Raw genomic sequence first — 25,550 nt, 5'->3', positions numbered from 1 at the left:
CGGCCTTAACTGCTTGCTAGTACGGCGAGAAACTAACCCCGCGTCACGGCGCGCGCCGCGACGGCTTCCCGGCTCAGTGACCGCCGAAACTCGTCACGGTATAAAGCGCAAGGCCGCCCTCGCACAACAGCTTCGAGCCGCCCAGATCCGGCAGATCGACGATCGCCGCGCCTTCCACGACGACCGCGCCCAGCCGCTCGATCAGCAGCTTGCCGGCCATCATCGTGCCGCCGGTCGCGATCAGGTCGTCGATGATCACGACGCGGTCGCCCGGTTCGCACGCATCCTCGTGAATCTCTACGGTCGCGGTGCCGTACTCCAGTTCATACGATTGCGAGATCCGCTTGTACGGCAGCTTGCCCGCCTTGCGAACTGGGATGAAGCCGATGCTCAGCTCGTGCGCAACGATCGGCCCGATGATGAAGCCGCGCGCATCGAGCCCGGCAATGTAGTCGAGCTTCGCGTCGATATAGCGCTGCACGAACAGGTCGATCAGCACGCGCAGCGACTTCGGCTCGCGCAACAGCGGCGTGATGTCGCGGAACTGCACGCCCGGCTGCGGCCAGTCGGGCACCGTGCGAATGTGACTTCTGATGTAGTCGGCCGCATCGAGCGGCGCGCTCGCGAGCGCGTTGGACATGATGTCTCCGGATGGACCACGACAGGTCCGGTGAAAAGCTTGAATCAGGGTCGCCCGCCAGAACGTGCCAGGTTCACGGGTTCAGGCCGCCGCGGCGCGGCGATGCTTCGACAGCCGCTCCTCGGCTTGCGCCAGTTGCTCGGGCAGACCGCGCAGCACGACGATGTCGCTCGCGCGCAATTTCGTCGACGGGTCCGGTTCGACACCGCGGATGCCGTGCCGGCGGATCGCGGTCACTTCGACACCGAGTTCGTACAGGCCCACCTCGGCGAGCGTCCGGCCCACCGCGTCGGCGCTCTCGTCGACCGGCACCGATTGTAGCCGCACCTGCTCGTGGCCGTCGTCGTCGTCGATGTCGTCGGCGCCGTGGAAATAGCCGCGCAACAGCGAGTAGCGTTCGTCGCGCATCTCCTCGACGCGCCGCACCACGCGCCGCATCGGGACACCCATCACGACCAGCGTATGCGACGCGAGCATCAGGCTGCCCTCGACGATCTCCGGGATCACCTCCGTCGCGCCGGCGGCGAGCAGCTTCTCCAGATCGGCGTCGTCGACGGTACGGACGATGACCGGCAGCGTCGGCTCCATCTCGTGAATGTTGTGCAGCACGCGCAGTGCCGACGGCGTGTTCGCGTAGGTGATCGCGATCGCGGCCGCGCGATGCAGGCCCGCCGCCAGCAGCGACTCGCGCCGCCCCGCGTCGCCGAACACGACCGATTCACCGGCCGCCGCGGCCGCCGCGACACGGTCGGGATCGAGGTCGAGCGCCACATAAGAGAGCCCTTCATGCTCGAGCATCCGCGCGAGGTTCTGCCCGGCGCGGCCATAGCCGCAGATGATCACGTGGCCGCTCTGCTTCAGGCTTTGCGTCGCGATGCGCGTCATCTGCAACGACTGCATCATCCATTCGGTCGACGACAGCCGCAGCACGACGCGGTCCGCGTTCTGGATCATGAACGGCGCGGCGAGCATCGACAGCAGCATCGCGGCGAGAATCGCCTGCAACAGCGTCGCGTCGACCAGATGCCGGTCGAGGATCAGGTTCAGCAGCACGAAGCCGAACTCGCCCGCCTGCGCGAGACCGATGCCGGTGCGCATCGAGACGCCCGGCGTCGCGCCGAAAAGCCGCGCGAGGCCGGTAATCATGACCGCCTTCAGCAGTACCGGGCCGATGAAAAAGGCCAGCACGACGAGCGGATGCTCCCAGATCACGCGCGGATTGAGCAGCATGCCGGTGGTCACGAAGAAGAGCCCGAGCAGCACGTCGCGAAACGGCTTGATGTCCTCTTCCACCTGATGCCGGTACGGCGTCTCCGCGATCAGCATGCCGGCGATGAACGCGCCGAGCGCGAGCGACAGCCCGAATTTATCGGTGATGAACGCGGCGCCGAGCGTCACCAGCAGCAGATTGAGGATGAACAGCTCCTGCGAGCGGCGCCGCGCGACCACGTTGAACCAGCGCGTCATGAAGCGCTGCCCGACGATCAGCAGCAGCGCGAGGGCCACGACGATCTTGATCGCCGCGATGCCGAGCGCGCTGACCAGATTCTCCGAGCGGCCGCCGAGCGCCGAAATGATGATCAGCAACGGCACCACCGCCAGATCCTGGAACAGCAGCACGCCAAAGATGTTGCGGCCGTGCTCGGTTTCGATCTCGAGCCGTTCCGCGAGCATCTTGCTGACGATCGCGGTCGACGACATCGCGAGCGCGCCGCCCAGCGCGACGCACGCCTGCCACGTGATATGCACCCAGCGCTCCAGCACGAAGCCGAGCGACACCGCCACCGCGACCGTGCCGATCACCTGCAGCAAGCCGAGTCCGAACACGAGCCGGCGCATCGTGCGCAACTTGGCCAGCGAAAACTCCAGCCCGATCGAGAACATCAGGAATACGACGCCGAATTCCGCGAGGTTCTGCGCCCCCGCAGAATCGGGAATCAGCCCGAACGCATGCGGCCCGACGACGATGCCGACCGTCAGATAGCCGAGCATCGGCGGCAGATTCAGGAAGCGAAAGATCACCACGCCCGCCACCGATGCCAGCAGCAGAAACAGCGTCATTTCCAGCGGGGAAATCATCGGCAAAAACGCATGGGTGAAGCGTCCTCGTTCGTCAGCGGAACCGCGCACGAGAACCCCGTGCGACATGATGGATGGGGCCGGCAAAAAGCTGCCAAAGAACGGCAAAGCAGCTGCAAATGAGACTATCGACAGGCCGACGAAGACAGCAGCCCGGCACAGCAGGCCCGGCGCGGCGAACAGGCGCCTTTGCTATACTCCGCGCATGATAGCGAAAATCAATGGCGACAGGGCACTCACGCTTGCTCGCGACGTACTCGACATCGAAGCGGACGCCGTGCGCGCGCTTCGCGACCAGCTCGACGGCAGTTTTGTCGGCGCGGTCGATTTCATCCTGGGTTGCCGTGGACGCGTGGTCGTCTCCGGCATCGGCAAATCAGGCCACATAGCCCGCAAGCTTGCGGCCACGCTGGCAAGCACCGGCACTCCCGCGTTCTTCGTGCATCCGGCGGAAGCGAGCCATGGCGACCTCGGCATGGTCACCGCCGACGACGTCTTCCTCGCGCTGTCCAATTCGGGCGAAACCGAAGAGTTGATGGCGATCCTGCCGCTCATCAAGCGGATCGGCGCGAAGCTGATCGCGATGACGGGCCGGCCGGGCTCCAGCCTCGCGCAACTCGCGGACGTGCATCTGAATTCCGGCGTCGCGAAGGAAGCCTGTCCGATGAATCTCGCGCCCACCGCCAGCACCACCGCCGCGCTCGCGCTCGGTGACGCGCTGGCGGTCGCGGTGCTCGACGCGCGTGGCTTCGGTCGCGACGACTTCGCGCGCTCGCATCCGGGCGGCGCGCTCGGCCGACGCCTGCTCACCTACGTGCGCGACGTGATGCGCACCGGCGACCAGTTGCCGCAGGTCACACCCGAGGCGACCGTCAGCGATGCCCTCTTCCAGCTGACCGCAAAACGGATGGGCATGACCTCGGTCGTCGACCACGAAGGCCGTGTGACGGGCATCTTCACGGATGGCGACCTGCGCCGAGTGCTCGAACGCGACGGCGATTTTCGCCAGTTGCCGATCGGTTCGGTGATGACCGCGGGCCCGCGCACGATCGGGCCGGATCAACTCGCGGTCGAAGCCGTGGAACTGATGGAGCGCTATCGTATCAATCAGATGCTGGTCGTCGACGAATCGGGCAAGCTAATCGGCGCGCTCAACATGCACGACCTGTTTTCGAAGAAGGTGATCTGATGGCCGTTGCTCCCCCTACCGCTACCGAACGCGCAAGCCGCGTGAAGCTGATGATTTTCGACGTCGACGGCGTACTGACCGACGGCGGACTGCTGTTCACGGCGGAAGGCGACACGATGAAAGGCTTCAACTCGATGGACGGCCACGGCATGAAGCTGCTGCGCCAGGCCGGCATCGACACGGCCATCATCACCGGGCGCCAGTCCGGCATCGTGGCGGCACGGGTGAAAGAATTGAACATCACGCACGTCTATCAGGGCGTGCAGGACAAGCCTGCGGCGTTCGCCGACCTGCTACAGAAAACCTGCCTCGCCGCCGAGGACTGCGGCTACATGGGCGACGACTGGGTCGATCTCGCGGTGATGCTGCGGGTCGGCTTCGCGGCCGCGCCGGCCAATTCGCATCCCGAAGTGATCGCGCGCGCGCATTGGGTCAGCGAGGCGCGCGGCGGCCACGGCGCGGCACGCGAAGTTGTCGACACGCTGCTGCGCGCGCAGCACAAATATGAAGCACTGCTTGCGGCGGCGTGCAGCGGCGAGCAACGGGGCCTCGTGGGATGAACCAGTTTCGCCTGACTTCGCTGATCCCGCTCATTGCGATGGCGGCGCTCGCCGGCATCACGTGGTGGCTGCTACAAGCCACGTTGCCGCGCAAGACCGACAACGAGGTGCGCTCGAAAGAGCACACGCCGGACTACTTCGCGGACAACTTCTCGGTGTCCGAGCTCGACCAGTCGGGCGCGACGCAGTACCGGCTGACCGCGCAGTCGCTGATCCATTACGAGGACGACGAAATGAGCGACCTCGTCAAGCCGGCCATGCGCGCGTTCCAGCCCGGCAAGCCGATCGTCACCGCGACCGGCGATACCGGCACGGTCAACGCGGATGCGTCGATCGTCAACCTGTACCAGAACGCCCGCATCCTGCGCGCGCCCGGCGGCGGCGATCCGCAGATGCAGGCCGATTCCGAGCATTTCAGGGTCCTCGTCAACGACGATGTGATCGAGACTGAAAAGCCAGTTAAACTTCAGCGCGGCATGTCGGTGATGACTGCCAGCGGCATGAAATACAACAATGTCACCCGGTTTATGCAGCTGTTCGGCAATGTAAGAGGCGCAATCGCCGCGTCCGATTCCGGCCACTAAGCCAACGCATACCGGGTAATCCATTCCAGGCGTGACTGCATGAACGAATCGCACCCCCGTTTTGATATCGGCCGTTCGCGCGCGCTGTCCGCGTGCCGCGCCGCACTCGCTGCGCTCGTCGTTGCGCTGCCGCTCGTCGGCTTCGCGCCGCTCGCGCACGCGGACCGCGCCGACAAGGACAAGCCGCTGAACATCGAAGCTGACAACATGACCTACGACGACCTGCGGCAGGTCAGCATCTTTACCGGCCACGTAGTGGCGACCAAAGGGACGATCCTGATCAAGGCCGATCGCGTCGAAGTGTCGCAAGACCCGCAGGGCTACCAGTTCGCGACCGGCACCTCGAGCGGCAACAATCTGTCGTATTTCCGCCAGAAGCGCGAAGGGCTCGACGAATACATCGAGGGTACGGCCATCCGTATCGACTACGACGGCAAGCAGGATCTGACCACGCTGACCACCAACGCGACGGTGCGCCGCCTGCAGAGCATGACGACGCTGCTCGACCAGGTGCACGGCAGCGTGATCACCTATGACGGCCAGAACGACTTCTACACCGCCAAGGCGGGCAAGGACGTCGCAGGTCCGGGCAACCCAACCGGCCGCGTGCGCGCAATGCTGGCGCCGCGCAACGCCGGCGCCGCGCCGCTGACCGGCGCATCGGCCACGCTCACGCCGTCCAACTCGATTCAGGGAGCGCCGAACCAGTGAGCACCGTCAGCAGCACCATCACGCCGCTCCCCCATCGCAAGCCGGCCGGCACCAGCAGTTCGCTGGTCGTGCGTAATCTGAAAAAGCGCTATGGCTCGCGCACGGTCGTCAAGGACGTGTCGCTCGACGTGAAGAGCGGCGAAGTGGTCGGCCTGCTCGGCCCGAACGGCGCCGGCAAGACCACGTCTTTCTACATGATCGTCGGCCTCGTGCCGCTCGACGCCGGCGAAATCGATCTGGACGGCAAGTCGATCAGCCTGTTGCCCATTCACAAGCGCGCCTCGCTCGGCCTGTCGTATCTGCCGCAGGAAGCGTCGGTATTCCGCAAGTTGACCGTCGAGCAGAATATTCGCGCGGTGCTGGAATTGCAGCACGACGAAAACGGCAAGCGCCTCGGCAAAGACGTGATCACGTCACGCACCGAAGCGCTGCTCGACGAGCTTCAGATCGCGCATCTGCGTGAAAATCCGGCGCTGTCGCTGTCTGGCGGCGAGCGTCGTCGGGTTGAAATTGCGCGCGCGCTGGCAACCAATCCGAGCTTCATTCTGCTCGACGAACCGTTCGCCGGCGTCGACCCGATCGCGGTGCTGGAAATCCAGAAAATCGTCAAGTTCTTGAAGCAGCGCAATATCGGCGTCCTGATTACCGACCACAACGTGCGCGAAACGCTCGGCATCTGCGATCACGCGTACATCATCAGCGACGGCAGCGTGCTAGCCGCCGGCGCGCCTAGCGACATCATCGAAAACGAAAGCGTGCGGCGCGTCTATCTGGGCGAGCACTTCCGCATGTAAGCACTCACGGCGTCCCCGGCCATGCGCGCGCGGCCGGCCGCGGCGCCAAAATTTGCGGCACCCGCACATTCGTTGTCAGGCGGCGCTGGCTGGCGCCGCGCGGCGCGCCAATTCGGCGTACCCAAAAATTGCGTGTGCCGCAAGGTATCGCGGTCGTGGCAAACTCTCTACAATGAATCTCAACTTGCCATGAAAGCCAGCCTCCAACTCCGCCTATCGCAGCATCTTGCGCTGACGCCGCAACTGCAGCAGTCCATCCGGCTGCTTCAGTTGTCGACGCTCGAATTGCAGCAGGAAGTCGCCATGGCGATCTCGCAGAATCCACTCCTCGAAAACGAAGACGAGTGGATCGCGAGCCCATTGCGGGTTGCGGCCGACGGTTCCGTGATCGCCCAGACGCCGGGCTCCTCGGCGCCGGCCGATCCGATGGCCGGCAACGGTTCGACGTCGTCCGAAGGCAACGGCGAGCGCGCCGAAAGCGGCGAACCGCAGGGTGTCGATGAATACAACGGCCTTTCGGGCGACGGCGGCGGCGACACGTCGCAGTGGAACCTCGACGACTACGGCCGCTCCGGCAACGCGTCGGACGACGACGACCTGCCCCCGCTGCAAATCCACGAATCGAGCACGTCTCTTCGCGACCACCTGATGGCGCAACTACGTGTCACCCAGGCGAGCCAGCGCGACCGCGCGCTCATCACATTCCTGATCGAATCTCTGGACGACGACGGCTATCTCGCCGCCACGCTCGAAGAAGTGCTGGCCGACTTGCCCGAAGAACTCGAAGTCGATGTCGACGAACTGAACGCCGCGCTTGCGCTGCTGCATAGCTTCGACCCGCCCGGTGTCGGCGCGCGCTCCGCGTCCGAATGTCTGAAGCTGCAGTTGCTGCGGCTCGAGCCGTCGCCCACGCGCACGCTTGCGCTAGACATTGTCGGCCGTTACCTGGAGTTGCTCGCCGCGCGCGATTTCACGCGGCTGCGCAAGCACCTGAAAGCCAGCGACGACGATCTGCGCGACGCGCATGCGCTGATCCGCTCGCTCGAACCATTTCCGGGCGCCGCCTACGGCAAGGCCGAAGCGGACTACGTTGTGCCCGACATCATGGTGCGCAAAACGGCACAGGGCTGGCAGGCGGAGCTGAATCCCGAGGTAGTTCCGAAGCTGCGGATTAACCATCTGTACGCGAATATTCTGCGCAACAACCGCGGCGATCCGGGCAGTGGTTCGTTGCGGCAGCAACTGCAGGAAGCTCGGTGGCTGATCAAAAATATCCAGCAGCGTTTCGAGACGATCCTGCGAGTTGCGCAGGCAATTGTCGAGCGTCAAAAGAGCTTTTTTGTGCATGGCGAAATCGCCATGCGCCCCTTGGTTTTGCGGGAAATAGCTGATACGCTGGGCCTACACGAGTCGACTGTCTCGCGTGTGACAACCGGTAAATACATGCTGACCCCTTTCGGGACGCTGGAATTCAAGTACTTTTTCGGCTCACATGTTTCGACGGACACCGGCGGCGCGGCCTCCTCCACGGCCATTCGCGCGCTGATCAAACAACTGATAGGAGCGGAAAACCCGAAATCGCCACTTTCAGACAGTCGCATAGCCGAACTGCTGGCGGAACAGGGCTTCGTGGTCGCACGACGTACCGTTGCGAAATACCGTGAGGCGCTCAAAATCCCGGCAGTCAACCTGCGCAAGTCTCTGTAGCCCGCCGCGTTTTGCAGCGGGCATTTACCGGCCGCTCCGCACCTGGCGGACAGGCCGGCCGCTGCGACCTGCCAGATGTCCGTCACCGGGGGGCGACACAGGCAAGCCGTCAGATCGACCGGACCTTTGTCATTGTGCGGACCAAGCGGCCATTAGCTTGGAGAAGCACTATGAATCTCAAGATCAGTGGACACCACCTCGAAGTAACGCCTGCGTTGCGCGAATACGTGATCACCAAACTGGACAGGGTGCTAAGACATTTCGACCAGGTCATCGACGGCAGTGTGGTCCTCTCGGTCGACAACCATAAGGAAAAGGAGAAGCGTCAAAAGGTGGAAATCAACCTCCACCTGAAGGGCAAGGATATTTTCGTCGAGAGTTGTGACAGTGATTTGTACGCTGCGATCGATCTAATGATCGACAAGCTCGACAGACAGGTGATACGCCACAAGGACCGCCTGCAAGGCCATCAGCACGAAGCGATCAAGTATCAGCCGGCGCCGCAACTAGACGTGCCGCCGCAATAGCAGAAATTAGAGGAAATTCCTGATTTCCCTGAAACCCGTCAAGCCGCCCGCAACCGGGCGGTTTTTCGTTTCAGTGCCCGGCTCGCGCTCAACGCCGGCGCGCCCTCGCCGAGGCCAGGCTCGACCATTCCCGCAGACGCTTGCGCAGCGCGACATGTCCCGCGCCGCAAGCGGTGAAAAACCTGATATGCATAGATGGCGCGCCGCACCATCGGCTGTCACCCTGTTCTATAATGTTCCGGTTACCATCGGGGTCAAGCCAGTTCTGATGAAGTACGGCCGGTCGGAATCTCACGCTTTCGCGATCGACTCTCACTGTCCGTCTTCGCCAGCATCGAACGAATGGAACGTCACTCAACCGCCCCGTTGGGGAGAACTCAGGCCACGTTTTCGCCTGTCAACATGAATCGTTTAGCCAAATTTCTTCCCCTCGAGAACGTCGTCATCGGACTATCGGTCACCAGCAAGAAACGCGTGTTCGAGCAAGCGGGCCTGATCTTCGAGAACCAGAACGGCATCGCCCGAAGTACCGTCACAGACAATCTTTTTGCGCGAGAACGACTCGGCTCGACCGGGCTCGGCGAAGGCGTCGCGATTCCGCATGGGCGGATCAAGGGCCTCAAGCAACCGCTCGCCGCATTCGTCAGACTCGCGGAACCCATCCCGTTCGAAGCGCCGGACGGCCAGCCGGTCTCGCTGCTGATCTTCCTGCTCGTCCCCGAACAGGCCACTCAACAGCACCTCGAAATTCTTTCCGAAATCGCGCAATTGCTGTCCGATCGCGACGCCCGCGAGCGGCTGCACACTGAAGAAGACCGCGAATCGTTGCATCGCCTGCTCACTCAGTGGCAACCTTGATGCAACGGCGGCGGTAGTTCATACGCGCGCACACACGCAGGTAAGGCCCGGCAAGCGGCTAACACTGGAGTCACTGACTCATGGATACGTCCAGCATCAACGCCCAGAGCATTTTCGACGACAACGCCGCCATGCTGAAGCTCAGCTGGCTCACGGGGCATGAGGGCTGGGAGCGCGGCTTTTCTTCGGAATCGGTCGCCAATGCCACGTCGAGCGCCGACCTCGTCGGCCACCTGAACCTGATCCACCCTAACCGGATCCAGGTGCTCGGCGATGCAGAAATCGACTACTACAAACGTCAGACCGATGAAGACCGCTCGCGCCATATGGCCGAGTTGATCGCGCTGGAGCCACCGTTTCTCGTCGTCGCGGGCGGTGTCGCGGCGCCGCCCGAGCTTGTGCTGCGCTGCACGCGTTCGTCGACGCCGCTGTTCACGACGCCGACCTCGGCGGCCGCGGTGATCGATAGTCTGCGTCTCTATATGTCGCGCATTCTCGCGCCGCGCGCGACGCTGCACGGCGTGTTTCTCGACATCCTCGGCATGGGCGTGCTGCTGACCGGCGACTCGGGTCTCGGCAAGAGCGAGCTCGGCCTCGAACTGATCAGCCGCGGCCATGGTCTCGTCGCCGACGACGCGGTCGACTTCGTGCGCCTCGGCCCGGACTTCGTCGAAGGACGCTGTCCGCCGCTGTTGCAGAACCTGCTCGAAGTGCGCGGCCTCGGTCTGCTCGACATCAAGACGATCTTCGGCGAAACGGCCGTGCGCCGCAAAATGAAACTGAAGCTGATCGTGCAGCTGGTGCGCCGCCCTGACGGCGAATTCCAGCGACTGCCGCTGGAAAGCCAGACCGTCGACGTGCTCGGCTTGCCGATCAGCAAGGTGACGATCCAGGTGGCCGCGGGCCGCAACCTGGCGGTGCTGGTCGAAGCGGCCGTGCGCAATACGATCCTGCAGTTGCGCGGGATCGACACGCTGCGCGATTTCATGGATCGGCAACGTCTTGCCATGCAGGATCCCGATAGCCAGTTTCCCGGCAAGCTGATCTGAAGCCGGCCACAGCGCCATGAAGCGCCCGCAGAAGGCAGGACGCGGGCACGCGCATGGAGGCCAGATGCTATGATGAAATCTACGCTTTCGACGACTCCATGCGCATAATCCTGATCACCGGTATCTCCGGCTCCGGCAAATCGGTTGCCCTGAACGCGCTCGAAGACGCGGGTTATTACTGCGTCGACAATCTGCCGCCGCGTTTTCTGCAGCAACTCGCCACCTACCTCGCCGCGGACGGCCAGGACCGTCTCGCGGTCGCGATCGACGCGCGCTCCGGTTCATCGCTCGACGAAATGCCCGCGATGATTCGCGACCTCAAGCGCTCGCACGACGTGCGCGTGCTGTTCCTGAGCGCGAGCACGCAGTCGCTGATTCAACGCTTTTCCGAAACACGTCGCCGCCATCCGTTGTCCGGCTCGCCCGCGCACGACGCGGACGTTGGCCTGCTCACGTCGCTCGCCGAAGCGATCGAACGCGAGCGCGAACTGGTCGCGGGACTTGCCGAATTCGGCCATCAGATCGACACGAGCAATCTGCGCGCGAACGTGCTGCGCGCTTGGGTCAAGCGCTTCATCGAGCAAGAGGACGCAGGTCTCGTGCTGATGTTCGAGTCGTTCGGCTTCAAGCGCGGCGTACCGCTCGACGCGGATTTCGTATTCGACGTACGCACGCTGCCGAACCCATACTACGATCATGAATTGAGGCCGCTCACCGGCCTCGACAAGCCGGTGATGGATTTTCTCGATGCACAGCCGGTCGTCCACGAGATGATCGACGACATCGAAAAGTATCTGTCCAAGTGGCTGCCGCATTTCCGCGACGACAATCGCAGCTATCTGACCGTGGCAATCGGTTGCACGGGCGGCCAGCACCGCTCGGTATTCATCGCGGAGACGCTTGCCGCGCGTCTCGCAACGTCGGCGAATGTGATTGTGCGGCACCGCGATGCGCCGGTCGACGTCGGCGAATCATCGAAGCTGGTGGCTTAACCGGCCGCATCGCGCGGCCTTAACCCGAAGCGTTGCGCCATGTCCTCTACGCCTACTGTGTACGCCGATTTGCCGCTGTTTCCGCTGCATACGGTGCTATTTCCCGATGGCTTGCTGCCGCTAAAGATCTTCGAAGCGCGCTACCTCGACATGGCGCGTGACTGCCTGCGCGAAAAAACACCGTTCGGCGTGTGCATGCTGAAAAGCGGCGCCGAAGTCGCGCGTGAGGAAGAACCTTCGGTGCCCGAAACGATCGGCTGCCTCGCCGAAATCGACGAGTGCGACGTCGAGGCATTCGGCATGTTGCTAATTCGCGCACGCGGCACGAAGCGCTTTCGTCTGTTGTCGCATCGCGTCGAAGCGAGTGGTCTGCTGGTCGGCATGGCCGAACCGCTCGCCGATGATCTCCCGCTAGAAGGCAATGAGCTGTTGGCTAAATTCGGCGCGTGCGCGGAAGTGCTCGAGCGGATCATCGCGACGATCCGCGAACGCGATCCGGACAGCCTGCCGTTCGCGGAGCCGTTCCGGCTCGATGATCCGTCGTGGGTGTCCAACCGTCTCGCCGAGGTGCTGCCAATTGCGTTGCGCGCGCGTCAAAAGCTGATGGAACTGACCGACGCCGGCGCGCGCATCGACGTCGTGCATCACTACATGCAGCAGCATCAGTTGCTGTGAAATCCTGAAGTCGTCCTTCCGCTAGATCAACGAACCATGCAGGCTGGCGAGCAGCTTGCGCACCGGCGCCGGCACGCCGAACGAATCGAGATCGCTGAGCGCAACCCAGGCGGTGTCCGCATCGTTGAGCGCGGCCAGAGCGCCGACATCGCGATCGAGCTCGGCAAGCCGCGGTTCGATATCGAGCTTGAAATGCGTGAACACGTGCGAGAACGACGCCAGCGCTGACACCTCGCCATCGCTGCCGAACGCGCGCGCCCGCTCGGCCAGCGTCGCTTCGTCGGCCGCTTCGGGCAGACTCCACAGACCGCCCCAGATGCCCGACGGCGGACGCCGCTCGAGCATCACCGCGTTGCCGTCGCGCAGCACCAGCATCCACGTACGGCGCGTCGGCACCGCTTTCTTCGGGCGAGCGGTCGGCAATTCGCGCTGACGTCCGGTGACGTTGGCGACGCAGTCGGGCGCGAACGGACAGCGAGTGCAATCGGGTTTGCCGCGCACGCACAACGTCGCGCCAAGATCCATCAAGCCCTGCGTGTAGGCGCTGACCTCCGCGTTCGACGCATTCGACGGCAATAGTGATTCCGCGAGCGTCCACATCGAGTTCTCGACCTTCTTCTCCCCCGGAAAACCTTCTACGCCGAACACGCGCGCGAGCACGCGCTTGACGTTGCCATCGAGAATCGTCGCGCGCGCGCCGAACGCGAACGACGCGATCGCCGCGGCCGTCGAGCGGCCAATGCCGGGCAGTTCGGCGAGTTCATCGACTGAGACCGGAAACGCGCCGCCATGCCGCTCGACGACGACCTGGGCGCAGCGATGCAGATTGCGCGCGCGCGTGTAGTAGCCGAGGCCGGCCCACAGCGCCATCACGTCATCGGACGGCGCCGCGGCGAGCGCGGCAACATCCGGGAATCGCCCGAGAAATTTCGCGTAGTAGGGAATTACCGTCGAGACCTGGGTCTGCTGCAGCATGATTTCGGACAGCCAGATCCGATACGGGTCACGCGTGCTCTGCCACGGCAGATCGTGGCGGCCATGCTGGCGCTGCCACGCGATCAGGCGCGCGGAAAAATCGGGCATCGGCGTGAATGCGGGCGTGGCGTCGGACGTGCTGGAGCGCACGGCGGTCGTTGGAGTCAGGCGGGAAGGCATCGAGAATCTAGCGCTGGCAAGTGGGACAGAAGTACGTGGAGCGTTGTCCCTGCACGATCTGTTTGATTGGCGTTCCACACACGCGGCATGGCAGGCCCGCCCGATCATAGACGAAGTAGTCGAGCTGGAAATAGCCGCTTTCGCCGTTGCTGCCGACGAAATCGCGCAGCGTGCTGCCGCCTTTGTCGATCGCGGCGGCGAGCGTCACACGCACGGCATCGGCGAGCAGCTCATAACGCACGAGCGACACCCGGCCCGCCGCGGTGGTGGGCCGGATGCCCGCGCGAAAGAGACTCTCCGACGCGTAGATATTGCCCACGCCGACCACGATGTCGCCCGCCAGCAAAGCCTGCTTCACCGACACCTTGCGCCCGCGCGTCAACCGATGCATCTGCGCGCCCGAAAACGCCGGCGAGAAAGGCTCGACGCCAAGGCTCGCGAGCAGCGGATGTTCGAGGATGTCGCCTTCTTCACGGGGATGCCACAGCACCGCGCCGAAGCGGCGCGGATCACGATAGCGCAAGATGAAGTCGTCGAAGATCCAGTCGACATGATCGTGCTTCGCCGCGGCCGGCGGATGCGGCACATGACGCAGAACGCGCAACGTGCCCGTCATGCCGAGGTGCACGATGAACCACCCTGCGTCGATTTCGAACAGCAGATACTTGCCGCGTCGCTCGACTTTGCGCACCACATGGCCACGCAAGGTTTTCGCAAGGTCGGCCGGAATTGGCCAGCGCAACGTGGCCGTCCGCACGTCGACGCGCTCAACCTTGCGCCCGGACACATACGGTTCGATCCCTCGTCGGGTAACCTCGACTTCTGGCAACTCTGGCATGGCTGATTGGTCTGCTACTTGCGTGAGTGGTTGTGCGCGTATTGTAGCGAGCGCGTTACAATCGACTGAAACATTGAACGGATTTCCATGAACGTGTCCTTCGTGAAGCTGCTTTCAAAGCGCCGCGCGCGCGTGTCCAACGTGCCGCTCGCCGTGTCCGCTCGCCGGATGCTTGGCGCAGCTGCGCTCGCATTGTGGGCGCTGGCCGCCGTGCCCGCGCATGCGCAGGACCCGTCGCCAGATTCCGACGACACGTCGGTCACGATGCCGGACCCGCTGGGTCCGTCAAGCCCTGAAGACGAAAAGTCGCTGCCCGGGGTGCCGCTGTCGAGCCAGATCGTCTTCCAGGTGCTGGCCGCCGAGATCGCGTTGCAGCGCGACCAGCCGGCACCGGCCTATCAGACCTACCTCGCGCTCGCGCGCGACACGCACGACCCGCGCATGGCGCAACGCGCCACCGAAATTGCGCTGGCCGCGCAGAGCCCGTCAGACGCGCTCGCCGCCGCGCAACTGTGGCAACAGTACGCACCCGGTTCGGAACGCGCCGCACAGCTCGACGCGTCGCTGCTCGTGCTGTCCGGCAAGCCCGACGATGCTGCGCCGATCCTGTCGCAGGAACTCGCGAAGGTACCGGAGGAAAATCGCGGCAGCGCGATCCTCGCGCTGCAATTGCTGTTGTCGCGCGGGCCGAACCGCGTCGGTGGCCTGCACGTGTTGCAGGAGCTGCTGAAGAACGATATGAACCGGCCGGAAGCGCAACTGGCCGTCGCACGCCAGCAGTTGCTGGCCGACGACGCGCCGGGTGCGCGCAAGTCGCTCGAGCAGGCGCTCACGATCAAGCCCGACTATCTGCCCGCGGCGTTGGTGCTGTCGCAAATGGGCCCGGAGGAGCGCAAGGAAGGCATCGCGTCGCTCGAAAAGTACGTGCAGCAGAATCCGAAATCGCATGACGCGCGGCTCGCGCTCGCGCAGATGTATCTCGCGAGCGACCGTCTCGACGACGCGCAGAAGCAGTTCGAGATCATGCGCAAGGCAAACGCCAACGACTTGACGCCGTTGATGGCGCTCGCGCTGATCAAGATCCAGCAGAAGAATCTCCCCGAAGCGCAGACCTATCTGATTCAATACGCGCAGCAGGCTGAGAAGACGCCGGGCGCCGATGCGGGCCAGGCCTACATCTATCTCGCGCAGCTAGCGCTAGAACAGAAGAATGAGGGGGCCGCGGGTGACTGGCTGAACAAGATATCGCCTGCGAGTCAGCAATACCTGGCCGCGCAGATCACGCGCGCGCAACTGCTCGCCAAGCAGGGCAAGACCGACGAGGCGCGCCAGTTGCTCGCCAACTTGCAGACCGCCGATCCGCGTGACGTGGCGCTGATCGCGCGCACCGATGCAGCGATCCTGTTCGACGCGAAGCGCTACCCGGAGGCCGAAGCGCGTCTGCAGCAAGCCACGGCGAACTTTCCCGACGACCCCGACCTCACCTACGACTATGCGATGGCCGCCGAGAAAACCGGCCATTACGACGTCATGGAAGCGCAGTTGCGCAAGCTGATCCAGACGCAGCCGGACAACCCGCAGGCGTATAACGCGCTCGGCTATTCGCTCGCCGATCGCAACCAGCGCCTGCCGGAGGCGGACAAGCTGGTCGAGAAGGCCTCGGCCCTTGCACCGAACGATGCGTTCATCATGGACAGCGTCGGCTGGGTCAAGTACCGGATGGGTAACACGGCCGATGCGATCAAGCTGCTGCGCAAGGCATACAGCCTCCAGCCGAACGCCGAGATCGGCGCGCACCTTGGCGAAGTGCTGTGGAAGTCCGGCGAGCAGGAACAGGCGCGCGCCGCGTTCCGCGAGGCGCGCAAGCTCGAACCCAACAACGAGACTCTCGTCAAAACGTTGCAACGTCTTCAGGTAAACGATCTTTGATGCGTCTTTCCCGTTTGATTTCTTTTTCCATGGCGCCGCGCGGCATCGCGCTTAGTTGCGCGGCGGCAGCGGTTGTCGCGTTGGCGGGCTGCGCGTCGGTAAAGCCGCAGGGGCCGTCCACGTCGAATGCCGCGACCGAAGTCACCGCGCAGACGAGTCGCTCGTATCAGGGCCGCTTCGCGGTTCAGTACAACGACCAGAACGGCCAGCAGCGCAACGCCTACGGCAATTTCTCGTGGCAGGAAACGGGCGACACCGTAACGCTGCAATTGCGCAATCCGCTCGGCCAGACTCTGGCTATCGTGACCTCGTCGCCGGCGTCTGCGACCCTCGAGTTGCCGAACCGCCTGCCGCTCACCGCCGATAACGTGTCGACGCTGATGCAGAACGCGCTCGGCTTCACGCTGCCGGTCGAAGGGTTGCGCTACTGGTTGCAGCCGTCGCCGGCGCCGACATCGCGCGCGCAGACCGAGAAGGATCCCGAGCAGCCGTCACGCCTGAAGCAGATCACCCAGGACGGCTGGACGATCGACTATGTCGCCTATGCCGACGCGCCAGCCACCGGCGTGAAGCGCGTCAATCTGAGCCGCTCGGAGCCGCCGCTCGACATCAAGCTCGTGCTGGATCAGTGAGTCGTTGTTGCTGGGGCGTTTGTCCCGGCATCCGCTCACGTAACCTTGCTACCCGTTTAGCGCCACCATGGCGCATGTAGCCTTCACTCATGATCGAAACAACCGACTCGCTGCGCGACTGTCTCGCGCCAGCGAAACTCAATCTCTTCCTGCACATCACCGGCCGTCGGCCGGATGGTTATCACACGCTGCAGACGGTCTTCCAGTTGCTCGACTGGGGCGACACGCTGCACTTCACGCGACGCGACGACGGTCTCATCACGCGCCGCACCGAAATCGCCTCCGTGCCACCCGAGCATGACCTGACCGTACGTGCCGCGACATTGCTGAAGTCGCATACGGGCTCTCGCGAAGGCGTCGATATCGAAATCGACAAGCGCCTGCCGATGGGCGCAGGCCTCGGCGGCGGCAGTTCCGACGCGGCGACGACACTGCTCGCGCTCAATCGCCTGTGGAAGCTCGATCTGCCGCGTCAGGAGTTGCAGGAACTTGCGTTGAAGCTCGGCGCGGACGTGCCTTTCTTTGTATTTGGAAAAAATGCGTTCGCAGAGGGTGTCGGAGAATCATTAGACGTTGTACAATTGCCGCCGCGTCACTTTCTGGTAGTGACGCCGAGGGTGCAGGTTCCAACTGCAGCGATTTTTTCCGAAAAAGCGTTGACAAGAGATACAAAGCCTCTCATAATCACGGACTTTCCTGCAGAACGCAGCTGCAACACTGAGTGGCCAGAAAGCTTCGGCCGGAATGACATGCAGCAGGTTGTGATAGGAAAGTACGCGGAAGTAGCGCAAGTGTTGCGGTGGTTTGAGAACGTCGCACCAGCGCGGATGTCCGGATCGGGTGCCAGTGTTTTTGCAGCGTTCCGTAGCAAAGCTGAAGCAGAAGCGGCGCAAGCCAAACTGCCCGGCGAATGGAATAGCGCAGTAGCAGCGGGCTTGGATCAGCATCCACTCTTTGCTTTCGCGTCATAAGTTTTGCATCGTCGAACGCAACTCCACGTTCGGCGGAGCTCAAAGTTAGTGTAGGGGAGTCGCCAAGCTGGTTAAGGCACCGGATTTTGATTCCGGCATGCAAAGGTTCGAATCCTTTCTCCCCTGCCAAAAATTCTCGTAGTTCGCTGTAGTTCGCCGCAGTAATTCACATTCTCCCGCCCCAGCCTGAAGTAGGTGCATGATGAGCAGCCATGACGGCCTGATGGTTTTTACTGGCAACGCAAATCCCGCGCTTGCACAGGAAGTCGTCAAAAATCTCGGTATTCCCCTCGGCAAAGCAATGGTTAGCCGTTTCTCGGACGGTGAAATCCAGGTCGAGATTCAGGAAAACGTGCGCGGCAAGGATGTCTTCGTCCTGCAATCCACGTGCGCGCCGACTAACGACAATCTGATGGAACTGATGATCATGGTCGATGCGCTCAAGCGTGCATCCGCAGGCCGGATCACCGCAGCCATCCCCTACTTCGGTTATGCCCGTCAGGATCGTCGCCCGCGCTCGGCGCGCGTCGCCATCTCGGCGAAGGTCGTGGCGAACATGCTGGAAATCGCCGGCGTCGAGCGGATCATCACGATGGATCTGCACGCCGACCAGATTCAGGGCTTCTTCGACATCCCGGTCGACAACATCTACGCAACGCCCGTGCTGCTCGGCGATCTGCGCAAGCAGAACTACGACAATCTGATGGTCGTTTCGCCGGACGTCGGCGGTGTGGTCCGCGCCCGTGCGTTGGCGAAACAACTCAATTGCGATCTAGCGATTATCGACAAGCGTCGTCCGAAGGCGAACGTCGCCGAAGTGATGAACATCATCGGGGAAGTCGAAGGCCGCACCTGCGTGATCATGGACGACATGGTCGACACCGCAGGCACGCTGTGCAAGGCCGCGCAGGTACTGAAGGAACGCGGCGCGAAGCAGGTGTTCGCGTACGCCACCCACCCGGTTCTGTCGGGCGGCGCGGGCGAACGTATCGCCGCCTCCGCACTCGACGAACTCGTAGTCACGGACACGATCCCGCTCGGCGAAGAAGCCCGTTCGTGCGCGAAGATCCGTTCGCTGACGAGCGCCGGTTTGCTGGCCGAAACGTTCTCGCGCATCCGCCGCGGCGATTCGGTGATGTCGCTGTTCGCTGAAAGTTAAGCATTTGCGAAGACGCCGCGTACCGCTTCATGCGACACGCGGCGTTTTTGCACAATCGGCATGAACGAACGAAGGTTCTTGCCGCTTTCCTGGGCCTCAGCCAATACGGCTTCGAGGCCCTGTTTTTACTGCCTGGTCGCGGGCAGTGCATTGGAGATTCAACATGAAAGTAGTCGCTTTCGAGCGTTCCCAGCAAGGTACGGGTGCGAGCCGCCGCCTGCGTAACTCGGGCAAGACTCCGGGTATCGTTTATGGCGCTGGTGCTGACACGCAACTGATCGAACTCGATCACAACGCCCTGTGGCACGCGCTGAAGAAAGAAGTTTTCCACTCGTCGATCCTCGACCTGGAAGTGGCAGGCAAGTCGCAACAGGTTCTGCTGCGCGACGTGCAATACCACCCGTTCCGTCAGCTCGTGCTGCACGTGGACTTCCAGCGCGTCGACGCGTCGAAGAAGCTGCACACCAAGGTGCCGCTGCACTTCCTGAACCAGGAAACCAACCCGGCAGTGAAGCTGTCGAGCGCGGTGATCTCGCACGTCATCAACGAAATCGAAATCGAGTGCCTTCCGTCGGCACTGCCGGAATTCATCGAAGTTGACCTCGCGAAGATCGAAGCAGGTCAATCGGTTCACGCGAAGGACATCCCGCTGCCGGCAGGTGTGGCGCTCGTCGCCCACGTCGACGCGGAAAACCCGGTGGTCGCTGCTGCAACGATCCCGGCTGGCGCAATCGCTGAAGACGCTGCTGCTGCTGAAGGCGGCGAAACGCCGGCTGCTTAAGAGCCTTTCGGTTCGAAGCAAGCAATCCTCTCGATCCGTTTCGGATGAAACGGTCGATGTGACCCGCCGAGGTTCGCCCTGGCGGGTTTTTTTTCGGCATAGTCCGGTGCGTTTCACTTCCGGACCTGGTGGACTCACGCAATCATGATCAAGCTGATCGTCGGGCTCGGCAATCCGGGCGCCGAATACACCGCGACGCGTCACAACGCCGGCTGTTGGCTGGTCGATCAACTCGCGCGCGAGGCAGGCACGACGCTGCGCGACGAGCGGCGCTTTCACGGCTTTTACGCGAAGGCGCGGCTGCATGGCGAGGAAGTTCATCTGCTCCAGCCGCAGACCTATATGAACCGCTCCGGTCAATCGGTCGTCGCGCTCGCGCAATTCTTCAAGATTCTTCCCGACGAGATCCTCGTCGCGCACGACGAGCTCGACATGCCGCCCGGCAGCGTCAAGCTGAAGCTCGGCGGCGGCAGCGGCGGGCATAATGGCCTGAAGGACATCAGCGCGCATCTGTCGTCGCAGCAATACTGGCGGCTGCGGATCGGCATCGGCCATCCGCGCGATCTGATCCCCGAAAGCGCGCGCGCCGGCGCGAAACCGGACGTCGCGAACTATGTGCTGAAGCCGCCACGGCGAGAAGAGCAAGAGGTCATCGACGCGTCGATCGAGCGCGCGCTCGCGGTGATGCCGCAGATCATCAAGGGCGAGCTCGAACGCGCAATGATGCAACTGCATCGCAACAACAGCTGACGCGCGCCACATCCATCGAAACCCGCAATCGACCCCGCGAGGAGAATCGCTTGAGCCGCTACTGGAGCGACATCGTTCACCGTCTGACGCCTTACGTGCCGGGCGAGCAGCCCGCGCTCGCGCATCCGGTGAAGCTGAACACCAATGAGAATCCGTATCCGCCGTCGCCGCGCGTGCTCGACGCGATCCGCCGCGAGCTTGGCGACACGGCCGACGCACTGCGCCGCTATCCCGATCCGAGCGCACGCAAGCTCCGCGAAACGGTCGCCGCGTATCACGGCATCCGCGCCGACCAGGTATTCGCGGGCAACGGCTCGGACGAAGTGCTCGCGCTAACATTCCAGGCCTTGCTGAAGCACGACAAGCCGCTGCTGTTTCCCGACATCACTTACAGCTTCTATCCGACCTACGCGAAGCTGTTCGAGGTCGACTACCGTACCGTCCCGCTCGACGAGAGCTTCGCAATCAACGTCGACGACTACACGGTGCCCAATGGCGCCATCCTGTTTCCGAATCCGAACGCGCCGACCGGCCGGCCGTTGCCGCTGGCGGAAATCGAACGCCTCCTCGCGAGTCATCCTGATTCGGTCGTCGTGATCGACGAAGCCTATGTCGACTTCGGCGCCGAGTCGGCGATTGCGCTGATCGACCGCTATCCGAATCTGCTCGTCGTGCAGACCGTGTCGAAGTCACGTTCGCTCGCCGGCATGCGCGTCGGCTTTGCGTTCGGCGATGCGGCGCTGATCGATGCGCTCAATCGTGTGAAGGACAGCTTCAATTCGTACCCGCTCGACCGTCTCGCGCAAGCCGCGGCCACCGCCGCATATGAAGACGACGCCTGGTTTCGCGAATGCTGCGCGAAGGTGATCGCGAGCCGTGAACGGCTCGCGGCGGAATTGACCGCGCTCGGCTTCGAGGTGGTGCCGTCGGCCGCGAATCTGCTGTTCGCGCGGCATCAAGGGTACGACGCGGCGACGCTCGCGTCGCGGCTGCGGGAAAAGGAAATTTTCGTGCGGCATTTCAACGCACCGCGGATTGACCAGCATCTGCGGATCTCGGTCGGCACCGACACCGAATGCGACGTCCTGCTCGACGCGTTGCGCGGTATTTTCAGCGCTTACGTCGGATAACGGAAACGCCACCGCAAAAAAACGGCGAAGGCCCGCTGGCCTTCGCCGTTTTTTTTTGCGCGTCGCCCGCGAACGTCAGGTGCCTTTGGCGGCCTGCAACGCGTGGTATTTCGCCATCAAACCTTCGCGCGTTTCCGGGTGGTTCGGGTCACGCGGAATGCACTCGACCGGGCACACCTGAATGCACTGCGGCTCGTCGAAATGACCGACGCACTCGGTGCACTTCTTCGGATCGATCACATAGATTTCCGGACCCATCGAAATCGCGTCGTTCGGGCACTCGGGCTCGCAGACGTCGCAATTGATGCACTCGTCGGTAATCATCAGGGCCATGCTGCCACCAACTTTGCTAGAAAAAACAATACATTATAGCTTTTCCGCCCCCGCACGGTCGTGCAATCCCGCGCGAGGAACAAGGACTGCCGCGCTTCTCGGTCAGGTCGGCTTCGTTGCTAACTGATTGGCGTATGCGCTGTTCAACGCCAACTGAATGCTGAACATGCCATTCGACATGCGTGAATTGCCAGGCTGTTTCGGCAACAAGGCCAGCAACCCCTTCATCACATACAGCATGATCAGCGCGCCGGTCAGATCGCCCACGAACATCGTGAAGAAGCTCTCGAACCAGTTCTTCGTCGTACCGGTCAGCGCGAACCACAGGTGGTGAAACAGCGGATTTGCCACCGAATAGGCGACAGCCAGAACAAGAAGCCGCTTCGGCGTCAGGTTCATCAACGATGCGCGCAGATCGTAATACTCGAGCGCAAATCGGTACACCAGATACGGTGCCAAAGACCCAAGCAAAGCGCCGGCTGTCGCACGCACCGGGTCATGCGGAAACCAGTACAGAAAGTCGGTAACCAGTCCGGCAAGCAGCAGGCCGATTGCACCATCGAATCCAAGCAGCAACGTGCTCAGTAGCCGAACACCAGAAGGCAGGAAAATCCAGTTGACTCCTCGCACGAAAGACGTGTGCGCAAACACCTCCTGATTGATCCACAGCGACACCAGAAACGCGACCACGGTCCCAGCGATCGACCAAAAATGCAAACGTAAGCTAGACATTACGGTGAGCCATCCTCGGTTGCCTTTGCGGAATGCATCATAGCGTGCATGGATGGCGTTCCGCGAGGACAAGCAGCAGGCTTTCGGTCCGAGCCATCGTGACGCTCCCGGAAAAATTTCGTGGGACCCTCAAGTTCGGCGCAACGCGACCGAAAACCCATCTATAGCTTTATGCCGGGCTCGACGAGAATATAGAGCCACGCCCATATTGATATGTTTTTTATAGCAATGAACCTGAGAGAACAGGCGGGAACGGAACGCGCTAACCGGCCGAACCGATGGGCATCGGCACGCCGACCAGTGAGCTGCGCGCCTGCTCCATGGCTCGCGTGCTATTCCGTCTTTCAAGATGCGTTGCTCGGAAGCGAAACGACGTTGGGGGCGCTTCCTGACTTCGTCAGCCGCGCTGTGTTGGAAAGACTGGGGGACTCCAACTATTCGCGTGTACCCAGTTCAGCACTCGATGAAATCCGTGCCTCTTACCTGGAGCTTCGCAGCACACGCGTAGCGGAAGAAGTGCGTCGATACTTGTCCGACACCGAGGACAGTCTGCCGGCGTCACGCGAATCGTCGGACGCCCTTGAAATCCTGGCGGCGGGAACGCCGCGGATACTGGTTCCGCCCGTCGCTCGCCCTCCGTGTCTGCTGAGTTCTGGCGAAGGAATATTCCTCGGCGGCTGGGCGCGGTTTGTTGCGTACTGGTGCCGGAAGGACCCAACGATTCCGCTACTCGCGGTCGATTGGCCGATCCTCTACGAGCACGTAGCGCCGTACGGCCTTCGTCACCTGATCGACGACCATCGTGTTATACGGACTCCGTAGAGCTGCGATTCGAGCGTAGTTCCATCGCCTCCCTGCAGATCCCTTAACGCCCGCCAAAGCTAGACATGGAGATAAAATAAGGAAGCCCGTTTGCCGCTGGGCAGCATCAAGGTTCGCTTTCCGCGCTCGGGTGAGCGGCGTTTTCATTGGAGCGATGGTCATGACGCGCCCTGCTGATATCTATCTTCGATTTCTTCAATTGACCGAAGCACTGCGAGGTCTTCCCTCACTTCCCGCGCTCGATCCGCTCGAAGAAAAGATCCTGGAGTTCGTTGCTCGCATGAGGCAAAAAAACGAACGCCTGTCGGTTCGAGAGATGATGGCCCAAAGTGCGCTCGGGTCTCCGGCCACCTTGCATGCCCGCATCACGTCAATGCGCGAAAAGGGCTGGCTCCTGCTCAACGACACCGAAGATGCTCGCCGCAAACAGGTCGAGCTCACACCCGCGGCGCTCCGACACTTCGACAAACTGGCCGAGGCGTTCACCAAGGCCGCGAAGGGTAGCTGACATTGCTCTGCGTCGGTTAAGTGATCCGCCAAAACCGGCCGTTCGCGCGACTCAGGCTCACGTCCCCTGCGCGCCGCCCTGCGGGTCCAGCGAAGCGACCTTCTCCTTCAGCCATTTTTCGACCGACGGGAACACGAACTTGCTGACGTCGCCGCCCAACTGCGCGATCTCGCGCACGATCGTGCCCGAGATGAACTGATATTGATCGGATGGCGTCATGAACATTGTCTCGACGTCGGGCAGCAGATAGCGGTTCATGCCCGCCATCTGGAACTCGTACTCGAAGTCCGACACCGCGCGCAGACCCCTGACGATCACTCGCGCGTTGTTGGTCCGCACGAAGTCCTTCAGCAGCCCCTTGAAGCTCATCACCTGGACATTTGGGTAGTGGCCGAGCACCTCATGCGCAATTGCGAGGCGCTCCTGCAGAGTGAAAAACGGCTTCTTGGCACGGCTGTCGGCAACACCCACCACCAGCGTATCGAAGATGCTCGACGCGCGCCGAACGAGGTCTTCGTGACCGCGCGTCAGCGGGTCGAACGTGCCCGGGTACACGGCGACTACCATGAGACTTCTCCTCTTTTCAGACAAAAGGGCACGTCCAAGCGACGTATTTCGCACCGGCGCGGATGACGATAAACCGCCCGGCCCTTTTTTGGAACGCGCATTATTCCTTATTTTCGCGCTGCAGCAAATGAAAGTGCACCGCGCCCGCCTTGCCCTGCCGCACGACCTCCCAGCCCGCGAGCGGCTCATGTGCGGTCGGTTCGAGCGCTTCGCCGGCCTCGACATAAAGATAACCGTCGGCGCGCACGAGCGGCACGGCCACCGCGAGCGCCTTGCCGAGCAGATCGGCATCGAACGGCGGATCCAGGAACACGACGTCGAACGAGCCTGGCGCGAGGCTCGCAGCAAGACGCAGGCCGTCTGCCTCGGCGATTTCGATCATGCGTGCATCGAGCCGCTGCTGGTTTGTACGCAACTGGCCGGCAGCGCGCGCATGACGCTCCACCATCAGCACGCGCGCCGCGCCGCGCGACGCCGCCTCGAAGCCGAGCGCGCCGCTACCGGCGAACAGATCGAGGCAGTGCTGGCCGTCCAGGCGCTGGCCGAGCCAGTTGAACAGCGTTTCGCGGACGCGGTCGGGCGTCGGGCGCAAGCCGTCCAGATCGAGCACGGGCAGCGGCGTGCGTTTCCAGTCGCCGCCGATGATGCGAATGGCATGCGGCTTACCGCCTTTGGACGAAGCGCCAGCGGCGCGTGAGGGTGCTAAACGAGGCATGCAGTATCGTGCAGTTTCAGCTAGGTGGTGAATACGCCCGCGACGCCGATGCGCGCGGGGCCGGAGCGCCCACGTTACCACAGGGGCAGCGCGCGTCCAGCCTGCCCGGGCGGCCACTACGACGCACCGCGGCACGCCTGATAAAATGTGCGGCTGCCAGCGC

The 25,550-nt window shown here is 62.8% G+C and carries 27 protein-coding genes and 1 tRNA gene; 20 read left to right on the top strand and 8 right to left on the bottom strand.

Going from position 1 to position 25,550, the window contains the following annotated elements; translation table 11 throughout:
* Window positions 1-73 precede the first annotated feature (73 nt).
* Window positions 74-640 carry an adenine phosphoribosyltransferase gene (locus BC1002_RS01650; protein WP_013088334.1) on the bottom strand — a complete coding sequence of 189 codons (567 nt, stop codon included), beginning with the start codon at window positions 638-640 and terminating at the stop codon, window positions 74-76.
* Between the two features lie 81 nt (window positions 641-721).
* Window positions 722-2,719, bottom strand: a complete 1,998-nt coding sequence (locus BC1002_RS01645; protein WP_041734524.1) for a monovalent cation:proton antiporter family protein — start codon at window positions 2,717-2,719, stop codon at window positions 722-724.
* A gap of 205 nt (window positions 2,720-2,924) precedes the next feature.
* On the opposite strand from BC1002_RS01645, the gene kdsD reads away from it, so the two are divergent.
* The 11 genes from kdsD to BC1002_RS01590 all read left to right on the top strand — a co-directional run bounded on the left by kdsD (window position 2,925) and on the right by BC1002_RS01590 (window position 12,365).
* Entirely contained in the window at window positions 2,925-3,908 is a 984-nt protein-coding gene (gene kdsD / locus BC1002_RS01640) for an arabinose 5-phosphate isomerase KdsD (protein WP_013088332.1), read from the top strand.
* Window positions 3,908-4,468: a KdsC family phosphatase gene (locus BC1002_RS01635; RefSeq protein WP_013088331.1), complete on the top strand. Its 561-nt coding sequence runs from the start codon at window positions 3,908-3,910 to the stop codon at window positions 4,466-4,468. Before kdsD ends, BC1002_RS01635 begins: the two co-directional genes overlap by 1 nt.
* Entirely contained in the window at window positions 4,465-5,052 is a 588-nt protein-coding gene (lptC, locus tag BC1002_RS01630) for an LPS export ABC transporter periplasmic protein LptC (protein ID WP_013088330.1), read from the top strand. Before BC1002_RS01635 ends, lptC begins: the two co-directional genes overlap by 4 nt.
* Before the next feature lie 39 nt (window positions 5,053-5,091).
* Complete coding sequence (gene lptA, locus BC1002_RS01625) at window positions 5,092-5,763, top strand: lipopolysaccharide transport periplasmic protein LptA (protein ID WP_013088329.1); 672 nt, start codon at window positions 5,092-5,094, stop codon at window positions 5,761-5,763.
* A gap of 17 nt (window positions 5,764-5,780) precedes the next feature.
* Window positions 5,781-6,557: an LPS export ABC transporter ATP-binding protein gene (gene lptB / locus BC1002_RS01620; RefSeq protein WP_085951680.1), complete on the top strand. Its 777-nt coding sequence runs from the start codon at window positions 5,781-5,783 to the stop codon at window positions 6,555-6,557.
* Window positions 6,558-6,746: 189 nt separating this feature from the next.
* Complete coding sequence (locus BC1002_RS01615; protein ID WP_013088327.1) at window positions 6,747-8,264, top strand: RNA polymerase factor sigma-54; 1,518 nt, start codon at window positions 6,747-6,749, stop codon at window positions 8,262-8,264.
* Window positions 8,265-8,434: 170 nt separating this feature from the next.
* The gene (gene hpf / locus BC1002_RS01610; protein WP_008921708.1) at window positions 8,435-8,791 is read left to right on the top strand and encodes a ribosome hibernation-promoting factor, HPF/YfiA family; all 357 of its coding nucleotides are present in this window, start codon (window positions 8,435-8,437) and stop codon (window positions 8,789-8,791) included.
* 342 nt (window positions 8,792-9,133) lie between these two features.
* On the top strand, window positions 9,134-9,649 hold the full coding sequence (locus BC1002_RS01605) for a PTS sugar transporter subunit IIA (protein WP_013088326.1): 516 nt from the start codon (window positions 9,134-9,136) through the stop codon (window positions 9,647-9,649).
* Window positions 9,650-9,729: 80 nt separating this feature from the next.
* Window positions 9,730-10,698, top strand: a complete 969-nt coding sequence (gene hprK, locus BC1002_RS01600) for an HPr(Ser) kinase/phosphatase (protein ID WP_008921706.1) — start codon at window positions 9,730-9,732, stop codon at window positions 10,696-10,698.
* Between the two features lie 98 nt (window positions 10,699-10,796).
* Window positions 10,797-11,690 carry an RNase adapter RapZ gene (gene rapZ / locus BC1002_RS01595; protein ID WP_041734268.1) on the top strand — a complete coding sequence of 298 codons (894 nt, stop codon included), beginning with the start codon at window positions 10,797-10,799 and terminating at the stop codon, window positions 11,688-11,690.
* A gap of 39 nt (window positions 11,691-11,729) precedes the next feature.
* Window positions 11,730-12,365, top strand: coding sequence for an LON peptidase substrate-binding domain-containing protein (locus BC1002_RS01590; protein WP_013088324.1), 636 nt, complete (start codon window positions 11,730-11,732; stop codon window positions 12,363-12,365).
* A 21-nt stretch (window positions 12,366-12,386) separates the two neighbouring features.
* Here the strand turns inward: BC1002_RS01590 and mutY are convergent, their stop codons facing one another.
* Both mutY and mutM read right to left on the bottom strand, forming a co-directional pair.
* The gene (mutY, locus tag BC1002_RS01585; RefSeq protein ID WP_013088323.1) at window positions 12,387-13,520 is read right to left on the bottom strand and encodes an A/G-specific adenine glycosylase; all 1,134 of its coding nucleotides are present in this window, start codon (window positions 13,518-13,520) and stop codon (window positions 12,387-12,389) included.
* Window positions 13,521-13,527: 7 nt separating this feature from the next.
* Window positions 13,528-14,358, bottom strand: coding sequence for a bifunctional DNA-formamidopyrimidine glycosylase/DNA-(apurinic or apyrimidinic site) lyase (gene mutM / locus BC1002_RS01580; protein ID WP_013088322.1), 831 nt, complete (start codon window positions 14,356-14,358; stop codon window positions 13,528-13,530).
* A gap of 87 nt (window positions 14,359-14,445) precedes the next feature.
* On the opposite strand from mutM, the gene BC1002_RS01575 reads away from it, so the two are divergent.
* The 8 genes from BC1002_RS01575 to hisC all read left to right on the top strand — a co-directional run bounded on the left by BC1002_RS01575 (window position 14,446) and on the right by hisC (window position 21,710).
* Window positions 14,446-16,287 (top strand): tetratricopeptide repeat protein, encoded by a 1,842-nt coding sequence (locus BC1002_RS01575; protein WP_013088321.1) that lies wholly within the window; start codon window positions 14,446-14,448, stop codon window positions 16,285-16,287.
* Window positions 16,287-16,919, top strand: a complete 633-nt coding sequence (gene lolB, locus BC1002_RS01570; RefSeq protein WP_013088320.1) for a lipoprotein insertase outer membrane protein LolB — start codon at window positions 16,287-16,289, stop codon at window positions 16,917-16,919. The genes BC1002_RS01575 and lolB overlap by 1 nt, the downstream gene beginning before the upstream one ends.
* 89 nt (window positions 16,920-17,008) lie before the next feature.
* The gene (gene ispE / locus BC1002_RS01565) at window positions 17,009-17,890 is read left to right on the top strand and encodes a 4-(cytidine 5'-diphospho)-2-C-methyl-D-erythritol kinase (protein ID WP_013088319.1); all 882 of its coding nucleotides are present in this window, start codon (window positions 17,009-17,011) and stop codon (window positions 17,888-17,890) included.
* 52 nt (window positions 17,891-17,942) lie between these two features.
* A tRNA-Gln gene (locus BC1002_RS01560) sits at window positions 17,943-18,019 on the top strand.
* 73 nt (window positions 18,020-18,092) lie between these two features.
* The gene (locus BC1002_RS01555) at window positions 18,093-19,049 is read left to right on the top strand and encodes a ribose-phosphate pyrophosphokinase (protein ID WP_008921698.1); all 957 of its coding nucleotides are present in this window, start codon (window positions 18,093-18,095) and stop codon (window positions 19,047-19,049) included.
* A 163-nt stretch (window positions 19,050-19,212) separates the two neighbouring features.
* Window positions 19,213-19,830 carry a 50S ribosomal protein L25/general stress protein Ctc gene (locus tag BC1002_RS01550; RefSeq protein WP_013088318.1) on the top strand — a complete coding sequence of 206 codons (618 nt, stop codon included), beginning with the start codon at window positions 19,213-19,215 and terminating at the stop codon, window positions 19,828-19,830.
* Between the two features lie 144 nt (window positions 19,831-19,974).
* A complete protein-coding gene (pth, locus tag BC1002_RS01545) occupies window positions 19,975-20,580 on the top strand; it encodes an aminoacyl-tRNA hydrolase (protein WP_013088317.1) in 606 nt (201 codons plus the stop codon).
* Window positions 20,581-20,630: 50 nt separating this feature from the next.
* Window positions 20,631-21,710 (top strand): histidinol-phosphate transaminase, encoded by a 1,080-nt coding sequence (gene hisC / locus BC1002_RS01540; protein WP_013088316.1) that lies wholly within the window; start codon window positions 20,631-20,633, stop codon window positions 21,708-21,710.
* A 75-nt stretch (window positions 21,711-21,785) separates the two neighbouring features.
* Here hisC and BC1002_RS01535 read toward each other — a convergent pair whose 3' ends face one another.
* Both BC1002_RS01535 and BC1002_RS01530 read right to left on the bottom strand, forming a co-directional pair.
* Complete coding sequence (locus BC1002_RS01535) at window positions 21,786-22,043, bottom strand: YfhL family 4Fe-4S dicluster ferredoxin (RefSeq protein WP_013088315.1); 258 nt, start codon at window positions 22,041-22,043, stop codon at window positions 21,786-21,788.
* Between the two features lie 102 nt (window positions 22,044-22,145).
* On the bottom strand, window positions 22,146-22,775 hold the full coding sequence (locus BC1002_RS01530; protein ID WP_013088314.1) for a hypothetical protein: 630 nt from the start codon (window positions 22,773-22,775) through the stop codon (window positions 22,146-22,148).
* 982 nt (window positions 22,776-23,757) lie between these two features.
* Here BC1002_RS01530 and BC1002_RS01525 point away from each other — a divergent pair.
* A complete protein-coding gene (locus tag BC1002_RS01525; protein WP_013088312.1) occupies window positions 23,758-24,105 on the top strand; it encodes a transcriptional regulator in 348 nt (115 codons plus the stop codon).
* Window positions 24,106-24,162: 57 nt separating this feature from the next.
* Here the strand turns inward: BC1002_RS01525 and coaD are convergent, their stop codons facing one another.
* A complete protein-coding gene (gene coaD, locus BC1002_RS01520; RefSeq protein WP_013088311.1) occupies window positions 24,163-24,672 on the bottom strand; it encodes a pantetheine-phosphate adenylyltransferase in 510 nt (169 codons plus the stop codon).
* A gap of 100 nt (window positions 24,673-24,772) precedes the next feature.
* On the bottom strand, window positions 24,773-25,387 hold the full coding sequence (gene rsmD / locus BC1002_RS01515) for a 16S rRNA (guanine(966)-N(2))-methyltransferase RsmD (protein WP_013088310.1): 615 nt from the start codon (window positions 25,385-25,387) through the stop codon (window positions 24,773-24,775).
* Window positions 25,388-25,550: the final 163 nt, after the last annotated feature.

The organism is Paraburkholderia atlantica (genome assembly GCF_000092885.1).
Lineage (GTDB): Bacteria > Pseudomonadota > Gammaproteobacteria > Burkholderiales > Burkholderiaceae > Paraburkholderia > Paraburkholderia atlantica.
This window is presented reverse-complemented; position numbering and strand designations above follow the sequence as displayed.

Excerpts from the sequence above, each read along its gene's own strand:
- hpf (WP_008921708.1), top strand. The coding sequence starts at position 8,435 with ATGAATCTCAAGATCAGTGGACACCACCTCGAAGTAACGCCTGCGTTG.
- BC1002_RS01555 (WP_008921698.1), top strand. The coding sequence starts at position 18,093 with ATGAGCAGCCATGACGGCCTGATGGTTTTTACTGGCAACGCAAATCCC.
- lptC (WP_013088330.1), top strand. The coding sequence starts at position 4,465 with ATGAACCAGTTTCGCCTGACTTCGCTGATCCCGCTCATTGCGATGGCG.
- BC1002_RS01635 (WP_013088331.1), top strand. The coding sequence starts at position 3,908 with ATGGCCGTTGCTCCCCCTACCGCTACCGAACGCGCAAGCCGCGTGAAG.
- kdsD (WP_013088332.1), top strand. The coding sequence starts at position 2,925 with ATGATAGCGAAAATCAATGGCGACAGGGCACTCACGCTTGCTCGCGAC.
- BC1002_RS01605 (WP_013088326.1), top strand. The coding sequence starts at position 9,134 with ATGGAACGTCACTCAACCGCCCCGTTGGGGAGAACTCAGGCCACGTTT.
- lolB (WP_013088320.1), top strand. The coding sequence starts at position 16,287 with ATGCGTCTTTCCCGTTTGATTTCTTTTTCCATGGCGCCGCGCGGCATC.
- rsmD (WP_013088310.1), bottom strand. The coding sequence starts at position 25,387 with ATGCCTCGTTTAGCACCCTCACGCGCCGCTGGCGCTTCGTCCAAAGGC.
- BC1002_RS01615 (WP_013088327.1), top strand. The coding sequence starts at position 6,747 with ATGAAAGCCAGCCTCCAACTCCGCCTATCGCAGCATCTTGCGCTGACG.
- pth (WP_013088317.1), top strand. The coding sequence starts at position 19,975 with ATGATCAAGCTGATCGTCGGGCTCGGCAATCCGGGCGCCGAATACACC.
- ispE (WP_013088319.1), top strand. The coding sequence starts at position 17,009 with ATGATCGAAACAACCGACTCGCTGCGCGACTGTCTCGCGCCAGCGAAA.
- mutY (WP_013088323.1), bottom strand. The coding sequence starts at position 13,520 with ATGCCTTCCCGCCTGACTCCAACGACCGCCGTGCGCTCCAGCACGTCC.
- BC1002_RS01590 (WP_013088324.1), top strand. The coding sequence starts at position 11,730 with ATGTCCTCTACGCCTACTGTGTACGCCGATTTGCCGCTGTTTCCGCTG.
- BC1002_RS01530 (WP_013088314.1), bottom strand. The coding sequence starts at position 22,775 with ATGTCTAGCTTACGTTTGCATTTTTGGTCGATCGCTGGGACCGTGGTC.
- hprK (WP_008921706.1), top strand. The coding sequence starts at position 9,730 with ATGGATACGTCCAGCATCAACGCCCAGAGCATTTTCGACGACAACGCC.
- BC1002_RS01535 (WP_013088315.1), bottom strand. The coding sequence starts at position 22,043 with ATGGCCCTGATGATTACCGACGAGTGCATCAATTGCGACGTCTGCGAG.
- BC1002_RS01525 (WP_013088312.1), top strand. The coding sequence starts at position 23,758 with ATGACGCGCCCTGCTGATATCTATCTTCGATTTCTTCAATTGACCGAA.
- BC1002_RS01650 (WP_013088334.1), bottom strand. The coding sequence starts at position 640 with ATGTCCAACGCGCTCGCGAGCGCGCCGCTCGATGCGGCCGACTACATC.
- coaD (WP_013088311.1), bottom strand. The coding sequence starts at position 24,672 with ATGGTAGTCGCCGTGTACCCGGGCACGTTCGACCCGCTGACGCGCGGT.
- rapZ (WP_041734268.1), top strand. The coding sequence starts at position 10,797 with ATGCGCATAATCCTGATCACCGGTATCTCCGGCTCCGGCAAATCGGTT.
- BC1002_RS01645 (WP_041734524.1), bottom strand. The coding sequence starts at position 2,719 with ATGATTTCCCCGCTGGAAATGACGCTGTTTCTGCTGCTGGCATCGGTG.
- BC1002_RS01550 (WP_013088318.1), top strand. The coding sequence starts at position 19,213 with ATGAAAGTAGTCGCTTTCGAGCGTTCCCAGCAAGGTACGGGTGCGAGC.
- mutM (WP_013088322.1), bottom strand. The coding sequence starts at position 14,358 with ATGCCAGAGTTGCCAGAAGTCGAGGTTACCCGACGAGGGATCGAACCG.
- lptA (WP_013088329.1), top strand. The coding sequence starts at position 5,092 with ATGAACGAATCGCACCCCCGTTTTGATATCGGCCGTTCGCGCGCGCTG.
- BC1002_RS01575 (WP_013088321.1), top strand. The coding sequence starts at position 14,446 with ATGAACGTGTCCTTCGTGAAGCTGCTTTCAAAGCGCCGCGCGCGCGTG.